At 64.8% G+C, this 12676-nt stretch carries 7 protein-coding genes and 1 riboswitch; of the genes, 3 read left to right on the top strand and 4 right to left on the bottom strand.

Annotated features, from left to right (window positions below; genetic code table 11):
* Positions 1–27: 27 nt before the first annotated feature.
* The 4 genes from BLW40_RS04195 to adh form a co-directional block, all read right to left on the bottom strand.
* Positions 28–3354, bottom strand: a complete 3327-nt coding sequence (locus BLW40_RS04195; RefSeq protein WP_074765886.1) for an ATP-binding protein — start codon at positions 3352–3354, stop codon at positions 28–30.
* Between the two features lie 236 nt (positions 3355–3590).
* A complete protein-coding gene (cobW, locus tag BLW40_RS04200; protein ID WP_074765889.1) occupies positions 3591–4598 on the bottom strand; it encodes a cobalamin biosynthesis protein CobW in 1008 nt (335 codons plus the stop codon).
* 101 nt (positions 4599–4699) lie between these two features.
* Positions 4700–4915: riboswitch (cobalamin riboswitch) on the bottom strand.
* An 85-nt stretch (positions 4916–5000) separates the two neighbouring features.
* Positions 5001–6152, bottom strand: coding sequence for an L-threonine dehydrogenase (yiaY, locus tag BLW40_RS04205; protein WP_074765891.1), 1152 nt, complete (start codon positions 6150–6152; stop codon positions 5001–5003).
* 40 nt (positions 6153–6192) lie between these two features.
* Positions 6193–7713: an aldehyde dehydrogenase gene (gene adh, locus BLW40_RS04210; protein WP_074765893.1), complete on the bottom strand. Its 1521-nt coding sequence runs from the start codon at positions 7711–7713 to the stop codon at positions 6193–6195.
* 277 nt (positions 7714–7990) lie between these two features.
* Here adh and BLW40_RS04215 point away from each other — a divergent pair, with 277 nt between their 5' ends.
* The 3 genes from BLW40_RS04215 to BLW40_RS04225 all read left to right on the top strand — a co-directional run bounded on the left by BLW40_RS04215 (position 7991) and on the right by BLW40_RS04225 (position 12484).
* Positions 7991–9904, top strand: a complete 1914-nt coding sequence (locus tag BLW40_RS04215; RefSeq protein WP_074765896.1) for a sigma-54-dependent Fis family transcriptional regulator — start codon at positions 7991–7993, stop codon at positions 9902–9904.
* 64 nt (positions 9905–9968) lie between these two features.
* Positions 9969–11078, top strand: coding sequence for a porin (locus BLW40_RS04220; RefSeq protein WP_074765898.1), 1110 nt, complete (start codon positions 9969–9971; stop codon positions 11076–11078).
* Positions 11069–12484 carry a diguanylate cyclase gene (locus tag BLW40_RS04225; protein ID WP_244511046.1) on the top strand — a complete coding sequence of 472 codons (1416 nt, stop codon included), beginning with the start codon at positions 11069–11071 and terminating at the stop codon, positions 12482–12484. Before BLW40_RS04220 ends, BLW40_RS04225 begins: the two co-directional genes overlap by 10 nt.
* Positions 12485–12676 lie beyond the last annotated feature (192 nt).

The raw sequence follows: 12676 nt of genomic DNA on the forward strand, positions 1-12676 counted from the left end.
GCGCAGCCAATGACGTGTTTGATCCCGCTATAGACTCTCTTTTTGCGGGATAGTGTCGAATTCACCGGGGGCGGGACGGGTCAACCCGGCTGTGGTCCGGGGACGGGCGTGGCGCAAGATCGCCGCCACCAGCACATCCGGGTCGATCGGCTTGACGACATGTTCGACCATCCCGGACTCGAGGCAACGCTGATGTTCCTCCTCCATCGCGTGGGCGGTCAGCCCGATCACCGGCAGGGTTGGGGTCAGGGCGACGATCGCGGCGGCAAGATTATAGCCATCCATCTCGGGCATCTGGATGTCGGTCAGCACGGCGTCGAACCCCGCCAGTCCCCGCTGTTGTAGCGCGTCGAGCGCCAGCCGTCCGTTCTCGACGATCAGCAGCGTGGCTCCTTCGGACAAGACGATGTCCTCGAGCACCAGCCGGTTCACCTCGTTATCCTCGGCGGCGAGAATCGACAGACCGGACAGCCGGGCATGAGGCGGGGTAAAGACGACCGACAGCCCGCTTTTCTGCGCGGCGGCCAGTTCGGCGCGGAGATGGCGGGGCCGCAACGGCCGTTCGATCCGAGCCATGGAATCCCGCCATTCCGAAGGAATATCGTTCTGACCTGGGATCGTCACGCCCACCAGACGCCGCCGTCCGGTCAGCGCGGCACCGATCGCGGGGCGGTTGGCGGGGTCGGCCAAGATGGCGGCATCGATCACGATCAGGGCCGCATCGGCGGGAAGGGTGTCGAGCGAGGATAACACCCGGCAATCGTCGAAGGCGGCGCAGAGGCGGGCGGTCTCGGCGTCTCGCAGACCGAACAGGGCCAGGATGCCGGGCGGGGTCGGGCCGGGCGGCGTCGCTCCGGTCAGCGGCAGGCGGATCTCGAACCGGCTGCCTCGCTCCGGCGCGGTTTCGACCGCGATTGTCCCCCCCATCATCTCGACCAGATGATTGGTGATTGCCAGCCCCAGGCCGGTCCCGCCGAATTGCCGGGTGGTCGATCCATCCGCCTGCTCGAACGGCTGGAACAGACGATCGACCGTTTCGGGCGCCATGCCGATACCGCTATCGGCGACCGCGATGGTCAGGCTCCCCGTTTCGGCGGCGATCGACAGCGTCACCGATCCGCCAGCCGGGGTGAATTTGACCGCGTTGGAGAGCAGGTTGAGCAGAACCTGATAGAGCCGTTTTGAATCCCCCAGGCATTCGGCGGGCAGACCGGCCGCTTCCTCGACCTCCAGCCGCAGCCCCTTGGCAAAGGCTCGCATCGCGACGGTGCGGATTGAGCGGTCGATCACCTCGCCCAGGTCGATTGGAACCGATTCGATCTGCATCTTGCCGGATTCGATCTTGGAGAAATCCAGGATGTCATCGACGATCCCCTGGAGGCCGGTACCGGAATCGAGAATGGCGTCGAAATAATCCTGGCACTTTCGGCGGTCGGGTTCCTTGGCCCCGATCCGGGCCAGACCCAGCACGGCGGTGAGCGGGGTGCGGATTTCGTGACTCATGTTGGCGAGGAATTCGCGCCGCACCCGGGCCAGCCGCTCGGCTTCGGCCAGTGCCGCCTCGCGCGCCGCCTCGGTCGCCTTGCGTCGCGAGATATCGGTGAAGCTGACCACCGCACCGACGATCATTCCCGCCCGGACCATCGGATGCGACGAATAACTGACATGAACGGTGTGGCCATCGGCATGACGGAACGCGGCGTCCTCGACCCGGCAAATCCGTCCGGTCCGCAAGGTGTCCCGGATCGAAGGCGGGGTGCCCGGAGCGGCCTCGCCGTCGCCCTCGCCGCGTTTCAGCAGATCATGGGCGAAGCGTCCCTGCAATTGGCCGGGGGCATAGCCCAGCATTGATCCGGCACTGGGGTTCAAGAAGGTGATTCGCCCCTCGGGATCAATACCGTACAATCCATCAGCGGTGGATTCCAAGATTAACCGCACGCGGGCCTCGGCGGCTTCCAGATCGGCGGTACGCGCCGTCACCAGGGTTTCCAGGTGGTGACGGTAATCCTCCAGTTCGGCGTCGATGATCTTGCGCTCGGTGATATCGACGAACGAGACGAGGCAATCGTCGCGTAACATCGCGGCGGCGATCAGAACGGACAGTTCGGTTCCGTCCCGGCTGGTGACACGGTATTCAGCCGGGGCGGCGTTGCTCTGGGCCTCGGCGGTCCGACTGACCAAAGCGGGCCAGTCGGCGATCACTTTGGTGCGGTATTCAAGATCGGGATGGGCGCGCCGCCACCATTCCTCGAGGGTCGCCACCTCGTCGCGGCGATAGCCGAACATCTGTTCGAAGCGGGAATTGGTATCGAGCAGAGCGCCGTTGCGGTCGAACACGCAGAGCGCGACCGGGGCGAGTTCGAACAGGCGCTGGAATCTCTGGTTGCTGACGCTCTGGCCGAACAGCGCGGATTCGCGTGCCGCAGCCACTGCGGTCAAACGGTCGCGGACCGCCTCGATTTCGTCGATCGTCGCGGCTGCGCCGGGGGTCGGGACGGGGGCGGAGGGGGCGGTCAGCGAGGCCAGCGAGCGGGTCAGCTTTCGGCTGGCAACCAGTCCGCCGAACAGACCGGCCAGGATCGCCGCCAGGATCATCCCGGTGAAATTGGCGGCGACCAGCCGGTTCGGGGTGCTGATCAGACCTTGCGGAACCTCAAGACTCACCGACCAGGGCGAAACCGACGAGGCCAGGCTGTACGTCCGGCGCGGGCTGTCCGGAGACAGCCCGCTGGTGCGGCTGGCGATCACCGTTCCATTGCCGTCCAGCAGGGTCGTCGACCAGTCGGCCGGCAGGGCGATGTCGTCAAGCCGAGCCTGCAACCGTTTCGCCTCGACCACCGCGACGATCACCGAGGCGCGGGGGCCGCTCGTAGGCACCGGGACTCCGATCCCGACCAGTCGTTCGCCGTTGATCGGCCCCAGGAACAGGTCGCCGACGGCGGGCTTGCCGGTTTCAAGCGCGGTGCGGGCGGCGGAGTGGCCCTTGACCACCGGCAGCTTGGGCAGGGGCGAGCCAAAGGGAACGCGGGTGGAAAAGACCATCTTCTGGTCGGCATCGGCCATCACGACATGGCTGCCGAAGCTATTGCGGAACGCCTGGGCTTCTTTGTACAGGTCGGACCAGCGCGCCGGGTCTTCGACCAGGGGGGAGGCGGCGAGCATCTTCAGCGCCCCGACCTGACTTCCGATCATCCGATCAATCGTCGAGGCGATGTTGTGGATTAGGTAGGTTGCCTCAAGGTCGCGCCGCTCCTCGTACTGACGTAATTGGTCGATCGCCAGATACACCGACACCAGCACCAGCGGCAGAATGCAGATCCAGATCAGTCGGCTGAGAAATCCGCGCAGGCTCATCGCATCGCCCCAACCGCTGGGAAACCGAGCGGCCATACCAAGGCGTCAGGCGGCTCGGCGGCAGGCCGTTCCGACCTGCCGTCATATCGCCGCCCGTGCGCGGTCATGGCCTACCCCGCACTCCATCGCGACCTCGCAAAGGCCGTTCTGGATAAATCTAAGGTAATAGTACCCTTTTTGCGAGCCTGAGAAGAAGCTGAATTTTGTCTTGCGGTTTCCCTGGGGCTGGGCGGCGATCAGCCCCGAATCGCGGCGGCGATCGCGGCGCGGTCAAGGCCCTTGCCGCCGATCACGACGACCTGTCCGGCATGGGCTTCGCCGGGCCGCCACGGCCGGTCGAACCAGCGGTCGATCCGGGCTCCCACCGCCTGGACCACGGCGCGGGCGGGCTTGTCGCGGACGGCCATGAAGCCTTTCAGCCTCAAGATGTCGTGACGGGCGATCGCCGCCGAAATCCGCTCGACCAACGCATCGGGATCGGCGATTTCGGGCAGATCGACGGCAAAGCTTTCGAAATCGTCGTGGGAATGGTCGGTGGCGCTGTCATGCAGGCTGGGGCGGGTGTCGAGATCGTCCTCGGCGGCGGCGTCCAGCCCGACCACCACGACCGGATCGACAATGCTGTGGCGGGTGGCGATCACCTTGACGCCGGGGCGCAGCTTGGACCCGATCCGCACCCGCGCCCGCTCCAGGGTCGCGTCATCGACCAGATCGGTCTTGTTGAGCAGAACCATGTCGGCGCACAGCAACTGGTCGTCGAACACTTCTTCCAGCGGATTGTCGTGGTCGGGACGAGCCATCTGTTCCGGGGTGCTGGTGAAAAGACCCGCCGCCGTCGCCTCGGCATCGACTACGGCGACGACGCCGTTGACGGTAACGCGCGAGCGGATTTCCGGCCAGTGGAACGCTTTGACCAGCGGCTTGGGCAGGGCCAGACCCGATGTTTCGATCAGGATGTGATCGGGCGGCAGGTCGCGCTCGATCAGCGCCTGCATCACCGGGAGGAACTCGTCGGCGACGGTGCAGCACAGGCAGCCATTGGCCAGTTCGATGATGTCGTCCTTGCCGCATCCTTCGATGCCACAGGTGGTCAGCATCTCGCCGTCGATGCCGACATCGCCGAACTCGTTGACGATCAGGGCCAGACGCTGGCCCCGGTTGTTTTCGAGCAGATGGCGGACCAGGGTGGACTTTCCGGCGCCGAGGAATCCGGTGATGACGGTGGCGGGAATCTTGCGGGTCATTGGAGAGCGCGCGCCTTTCGGGTGACGGAAAGGACGGGGAAGGGCGCCTCCGGCGAAGGATAAAGCTCCGCAAGCGGCCCGCCGGGACACCCCGCCCGTGGACGTTTCATCGCGTTACGGCAGGTCTCCTGGCTTGCGGGTCAAGGCCTTCGTCCGGTCTTCCCGATGCCGAAGCGGGCATCAGTGACAAGGGTGGACGGCGGCTCGCCGCTGACAGTTGCGGGGGCAGCACCGGACTGATCGCCAAGGCGACGCACCGGTTTCCCTCTTAGCCCCAGATTTTGATAATCCGGGGAACCGTAACACCAAATACCGTAGACGGGACGGCGGGCCAAAGTCAAGCCTTGGACAAATTCCCCTGGCCCCGTCCGAAGACGGGGCCAGGGGCAAGGCGGGGAGGGGTTAAGCGGCGGCGCGGAAGATCGATTCGATATCCGCCTGACTGGCCCGGCGCGGATTGGTCAGGCCGCAGGCGTCTTTCAGCGCGTTGGCGGCCAGGATCGGGATGTCTTGATCCTTGACCCCCAACTGGGTCAGGCCGGACGGGATGCCGATATCGGCCGACAGACGCCGGATCGCGGCGATGCAGGCATCGGCGCCCTGACGGTCGGACATGCCCAAGGTGTCAACCCCCAGGGCATGGGCGACGTCTTTCAGGCGGGAGGCGGCGATGTCGGCGTTGAACTCTTCGACATGGGGCAGCAGCACGGCGTTGCAGACTCCGTGCGGCAAGTCGTAGAAGCCGCCCAACTGGTGCGCCATCGCATGGACGAAGCCCAGCGAGGCGTTGTTGAAGGCCATCCCGGCCATGAACCCGGCATAGGCCATCGCTTCGCGGGCGGCGAGATTGTTGCCCTCGGCGACGGCGGTCCGCAGATTTCCGGCGATGATCGACACCGCTTTCAAGGCACAGGCATCGGTGATCGGGGTCGCCGCGACCGAGACATAGGCTTCGACCGCATGGGTCAAGGCGTCCATCCCGGTGGCGGCGGTCAGCATCGGCGGCTTGCCCAGCATCAATTCGGGGTCGTTGACCGACAAAAGCGGGGTGACGTTGCGATCGACGATCGCCATTTTCACCATCCGCTGCTCGTCGGTGATGATGCAAAAGCGGGTCATCTCGCTGGCGGTGCCCGCCGTGGTGTTGATCGCGATCAGCGGCAATTGCGCCTTGGCCGATTTATCGACGCCTTCGTAATCGCGGATGCTGCCGCCATTGGTGGCGGTCAGGGCGATCCCCTTGGCGCAATCGTGCGAGGAGCCGCCGCCCAGCGAGATGACGCAATCGCACTGCTCCTGCTGCAACAGCGCTAGTCCGGCCTCGACATTGCCGACGGTGGGGTTGGGCTGGGCGCCGGGGAAGATGACGCTGGAGACGCCCGCCGCTGCCAGCAACGCGCCCAGCTTGTCGGCGACGCCCAGGCTGTTCATCACCGAATCGGTGACGATCAGCGCCCGGCGGAAGCCATAGCTATAGACATTGCCGACGGCGTTGGTGAGGCACCCGGCCCCCATCATGTTGAGCGAGGGGATGAAGAACGTGGTCTCGGTCATGGGATGGTCCAATCCTGTCTGAAGTGAAGGAAGAAGACGATCAGAAGAAGCCCAGGGCCTTGGGGCTGTAACTGACCAGCAGGTTCTTGGTCTGCTGGTAGTGATCCAGCATCATGTGATGGTTCTCGCGGCCGATACCCGATTGCTTGTAGCCGCCAAAGGCGGCGTGGGCGGGATAGAGGTGATAGCAATTGGTCCACACCCGTCCGGCCTTGATGCCGCGTCCGAAGCGGAAGGCGCGGTTGCCGTCGCGGGTCCACAGCCCCGATCCCAGTCCGTAGAGGGTGTCGTTGGCGAGGTGGAGGGCGTCGGCCTCGTCCTTGAAGGTGGTCACGGCGACGACCGGGCCGAAAATCTCTTCCTGGAAGATTCTCATCCGGTTGTGGCCCTTGAACACGGTCGGCTGGATGTAATAGCCGTTGACGAGATCGCCGCCCAAGGCCGCCCTGGCTCCACCGGCCAGCACTTCGGCCCCTTCGGCGCGGCCGATATCGAGATAGGACAGGATCTTGTCCATCTGCTCGGTCGAAGCCTGGGCCCCGATCATCGTGTCGGTGTCGAGCGGGTTGCCCTGGCGGATCTGGGCGACGCGGGCCAGCGCACGCTCCATGAAGCGGTCGTACAGACTGTCCTGGATCAGTGCGCGCGAGGGGCAGGTGCAGATTTCACCCTGGTTCAGGGCGAACATCACGAAGCCTTCGATCGCCTTGTCGAAGAACTCGTCATCCTCGGCGGCGATGTCGTTGAAGAAGACGTTGGGCGACTTGCCGCCCAGTTCCAGCGTCACCGGGATCAGGTTCTGACTGGCATATTGCATGATCAGACGGCCGGTGGTGGTCTCGCCGGTAAAGGCGATCTTGGCGATCCGGCTGCTCGACGCCAGCGGCTTGCCCGCCTCCAGGCCAAAGCCGTTGACGATATTGACGATGCCGGGCGGCAGCAGATCGGCGATCAGCTCGATCAGGACCAGGATGCCGATCGGGGTCTGCTCGGCCGGTTTGAGGACGACGCAATTCCCGGCGGCCAGGGCCGGGGCCAGCTTCCACGTCGCCATCAGGATCGGGAAGTTCCACGGGATGATCTGGCCGACGACGCCCAGCGGCTCGTTGAAGTGATAGGCGACGGTGGTTTCGTCCAGTTGGGACAGGCTGCCTTCCTGGGAGCGGATGCAGGCGGCGAAATAGCGGAAATGGTCGATCGCCAGCGGGATGTCGGCGGCCAGCGTCTCGCGGATCGGCTTGCCGTTATCGACGGTCTCGGCATAGGCCAGCTTTTCCAGGTTGGCTTCCATCCGGTCGGCGATCCGCAGCAGCAGATTCGAGCGGTCGGTCGCGCTGGTGTGACCCCACCGTTCGGCGGCGGCGTGGGCGGCGTCCAGCGCCAGGGTGATGTCCTCTTCGCTCGACCGCGCCGCCTGGCAGAACACTTTGCCGGTGATCGGGGAAACGGTGTCGAAATAGCGGCCCTGGACCGGGGGCGTCCATTTGCCGCCGATGAAATTGTCATAGCGTGCCTTGAACTCGACAGGGGCTCCGGGCGTGCCGGGCGCGGGGTACAGCATCGAGATCCTCCCTTTGGTTGTTTGGCGGCCCGCTTGAGGCGGTCGCGGAGGAGGAAAAAGCACACGGCGTGCCGATTGGATATATCGTTGATAAAGAACGATATTGTTCCGGTTTCCCCCCGATGTGACCTGTCCCGATCCGGGACAGTGTGGCGAAATGGAACAGGGGCAACGGGCAATGATGTTTTTCTTGCGTTGAGACCTGTCCCGCGATGACACTGGAGGCAATAGCGAGGGTGCCGCCATCAGGCAGGATGCCCCACGGAGGAGACACGTCATGGATAAGGTCAGGAGCCAGCCGGACTCCGCGCTCGGTCATGCCCGGCAGATGCTTGATCGCGGCACGCTTCCCCCCGCCGGGATCGTCAATCCCGCCGTCGCCCAATCGTGGCAGCGCTGTTTAGGGGCGGGATTGCAGCCTTTTTCCCACTATGCCGGGGCCGACCCCGTTTCCGGGGCGTGTCTGGCCCAGGCGGTCGAGCGACGGCGCGATCTGCTGCTGCGCGCCCGTCCGGTGATGGATTACCTGTACGCCCAGACCGAAGGGGCGGGCGGGATGGTGATCCTGGCCGACGATCACGGCGTGGTGATCGACGCCCTGGGCGATGCCGACTTTCTCGAACGCGCCGACCGGGTGGCGTTACGGGCGGGGGCGTCGTGGCACGAGGATCATCGCGGCACCAACGCGATCGGGACCGCTTTGGCCGAGGCCGCGCCGGTGGTGGTCCATGGCGGCGAGCATTTCTTCGAGCAGAACCGCTTTCTCTCCTGTACCGCCGCGCCGGTGATCGGGCCGGAAGGAGACGTGCTGGGCGTCATCGACATTTCCGGCCCGCATCGCGGTCCCCACCCTCATTCCGTCGCTTTGGTCCGCACCGCCGGGCACATGATCGAAAACCAGTTGTTCGAGGCCCGGTACGGCGATGCCCTGCGCCTGCGTCTGCATTCCCGCGCCGAGGGGCTGGGCACCCTGGGCGAGGGGCTGGTCGCTTTGTCCGAGGCGGGGCGGATCGTTGCCGCCAACCGGGCCGGTCTGGCCCTGCTGGGGCTGGAGCTTGCCGATATCGGCCGGGTCCGGATCGAAGAGGCGCTGTCGTTGCGGCTGGCCGCGATCCAGGATTATGGCCGCCGTCGTCCGGGCGGGGTGGTGTCGGCCAGCGGTGCCGACGGCCGCAGCCTGTTTCTGCGGATCGAGCCGGGGCGGCGGATGGTGCCGCGTCCCAACCGGGCGCCGTCGTTCGAGCCGGTGCGGGACGCCTTGTCAGAACTCGATACCGGCGACGAGCGGATGGCGCGGGCGGTCGAGCGCGCCCGCAAGGTGGCGAGCAAGCCGATCCCGCTGCTGTTGCAGGGCGAATCCGGGGTTGGCAAGGAACTGTTCGCCACCGCGATCCATGCCGTCGGGCCGCGCCGCAACCAGCCGATTGTCGCGGTCAATTGCAGCGCCTTGCCCGAACATCTGATCGAGGCGGAATTGTTCGGCTATGCCCCCGGTGCCTTTACCGGGGCGCGGCGGGACGGTTCGCCCGGACGGATTCGCGAGGCGCATGGCGGCACCTTGTTCCTGGACGAAATCGGCGACATGCCGCTGGCGCTGCAAACCCGCCTGTTGCGGGTGTTGCAGGAACGTCAGGTGGTGCCGTTGGGCGGGGGCAAGCCGACCTCGGTTGATTTCGCTCTGATCGCGGCCAGCCACCGGCCGTTGAAAGCGGAGGTCGAGGCCGGGCGGTTCCGCGCCGACCTGTATTACCGGCTGAACGGGCTGACCCTGGTTCTGCCGCCGCTCCGGGAACGCAGCGATCTGGCCGTGCTGGTTACCCGGATGCTCGACAGTTTCGCTCCCGACATCGGGCTCCGTCTGGAGCCCGATGTCGCCGCCGCCTTTGCCGCCTATCGCTGGCCGGGCAATCTGCGCGAACTGGCCAACGTGCTGCGCTTTGCCTGCGCTCTGATTGATAGTGGCGAGGATATCGTCGGCTGGGACCATCTGCCCGAGGATTTTGTCGAGGATCTGCGCCGCCCGCAGGCGGCTCCGGTGGGCGACGAGATCGCGATGGCGACGTTGCGGGCGGCGTCGGATTCCCTGATCGACCGGATGGTCGCGGCCAGCGGCGGCAATTTGTCCGAAGCGGCGCGCCGCTTGGGGATCAGTCGCAACACCCTCTATCGCCGCATCAATGGACGACGCTAAGCGATTGTCTTTCCTTCCCCCTCTGAGCCGGAGACAATAGGCCGGAGCGAGGGGAGAGGATGGAATGAAGGTCTGGAGGGTCGTTCTGGTGCCGATGGCGGTGGCAGCGCTGCCTGGGGCGATGGGAACGGCCTTGGCCGCCGATCCGATCTCGATCCGGGTCGGCGGCTATTCGAAATGGTGGGTGGTCGCGACCGGCGGGCAGAGCAGTGCGTCGGCCGTCACCAGTCCGACGGTCAAGGGCGATAACGAACTCCATTTCATCGGTGCGACCCGGCTGGAGAACGGGCTTCAGATCGGTCTGAAGGCCGAGTTGGAGGCGGGCGGTCACACCGACCAGACCACCGACCCGATCGACAAGGCGTTCGCCTGGGTCGAAGGCGGCTTCGGCAAGATCGAACTGGGCAGCGATTACAACGCCGCCTCGCTGCTCCATGTCTGCGCTCCCGAGGCGGCGGGACTGTGGAACGGGCCGCCCAACGGCCTGATGGCCGATAATGTGATCCGGCGTCCCGCCATCGTCAGCACGATGTATAGCGGCAACCAGACCGAGATGGATCAGGACGACAATGCCGAAAAGATCCTCTATTTCACCCCCAGCCTGAACGGTCTGACCCTGGGGCTGTCCTATACCCCGAGCCCATTGTCCGAGGACAATCGGGGGCCGTCGGTGCGGTCGGAGCTGTACACGGCCGGACTGGGTTTTACCCGGAGCTTCGGTGCCATCGGGCTTGCCCTGTCAGCGGGCTATGTCACCGGAGACCTGATCGGCGCCACCGGGGCGGGGGAGCGGGTGCGCGCCTATTCCTTGGGCGGCACCCTGTCCTATGCCGGGGTGACAATCGGCGGGTCGTGGGCCGACGAACGGCATCGCAGCCGCGCCGCGGTCATTGCCGAGGATCGTCAGGATAATAGCGGAAAGGCCTGGGATGTCGGGGTGATGTATGAGCTTGGCCCGTCTAAGACAAGCTTCGATTTCTATACGTCACGGGTCGAGGGACGGGTCGCCGACGCGAGGCATGATCTTATTTCTGTTTATCAGGTCTCTGAAAAATACACTCTTGGGGAAGGTGTTGCCCTGATGGGGGCGGTGGGATACATTGAATATCAAGATGAATCCGGACTTGGCAACAGGGGCTATACCGCGATGACCGGGCTTGGGCTTTGGTTCTGACCGCCTGGACTCGCCCCCGTTTCAGGCTGGCGACCCTGGTGGCGGGGCTGTCGATCCTGATTGCGGTCTCCACCTCTGCGCGCGCGGCGGAATTGACCGAGGCCGAACGGGCGTATCTTACCCAAAACGCCCCCTTTACCTTTTGCGTCGATCCCGACTGGGCGCCGTATGAAATCATCAATAGCGAAGGCGCCCATGTCGGCATCGCCGCCGATCTGTTGCGTCTGGCGGCAAGCCGGGCCGGGGTGGCACTGACGCTTGTTCCGACCAAGACGTGGGAGGAGAGCGTTGCCGCCTCGAAAGAGGGGCGGTGCCAGATTCTCAGCTTCCTCAACCAGTCGCCGGCGCGCGATGCCTGGCTGATCTTCACCGACCCGCTGTTTGTCGATCGCAACGTGATCGTGACGCGGGAAGAGCATCCCTATATCGAGAACCTCAGCGACGTCGCCAACGAGAGTCTCGTGCTGCCGACCGGTACCTCGATCGAGGAGCGGGTGCGGCGCGACTTCACCAAGCTGAAGGTTGTGACCGCCAACAGCGAGGCCGAAACCTTCGCGATGGTGTCGCAGAAGAAGGCGACGATGACGATGCGGTCGATGCTGGTTGCCGTTCACACCATCAAGGAAGACGGCTGGTTCAACCTGAAAATCTCGGGCCAGGTTCCCGGCTACGAAAACAAATTGCGGATCGGCGTGGCCAAGGATCTCGTGATGCTGCGCGACATCCTGAACAAGGGCGTGCGCGAGATCAGCGCGGAGGAAAAGGACGAAATCGCTAACCGCCACGTCGCGATCCGGGTCCAGTCCGGCGTCGATTACGACCTGATCTTCAAGATCGTCGCCCTGTTGGGGGCGGTGATCCTCACCAGCTTTTTCTGGCTGATCAAGCTGCGGGCGCTCAACACGCAATTGCGGGCGCTGTCGCAGACCGACGCTCTGACCGGTCTGGCCAACCGGGCGCGGCTTAACGAACGCCTCCAGGTCGAGTTCGAGCGTTATCGACGCTATGCCCGCCCGTTCGCGATCATTTTGCTCGATATCGACTATTTCAAGCTGGTCAATGACGAGTTCGGTCATCTGATCGGCGACAAGGTGTTGATCGCCTTTGCCGATATCGCCCGCAAAGTCGTCCGGACCCAGGATGTGGTCGGGCGCTGGGGCGGCGAGGAATTCCTGATCCTGTGCCCGGAAACCGATCTGGAACAGGCCCGCGTGCTGGCCGAGCGGATCGGCCACGAGGTGCGCGGATATGATTTCGCCCTCGGCCACCACCTGACCGCCAGCGCCGGGATCGCCGCCCTGGTGACGGGGGAAAGCCCGGACGGTCTGCTCAACCGCGCCGACGAAGCGCTATATCGGGCCAAACGCGACGGCCGCGACCGGGTCGTTGTCTCGGCGTCGTCATAATAAATCAAGGCGGGAAAAGGGATTGCCGACTGCCCCGGTTCGATCCGGGATGGGTTTGATTTCGTCCCGTCTGAAAGTGGGGGGCGGGACTTCACCCTGTGCCGCCAGCCTATTTTCGGGTGACACTGGATCGCTTTTTGTGCCAGAAGGTGGCACTTGGCGTGCCTTAGAGCGCCGTGCCTCAAAGATGAG

Source organism: Magnetospirillum fulvum (assembly GCF_900108475.1).
Lineage (GTDB): Bacteria > Pseudomonadota > Alphaproteobacteria > Rhodospirillales > Magnetospirillaceae > Phaeospirillum > Phaeospirillum fulvum_A.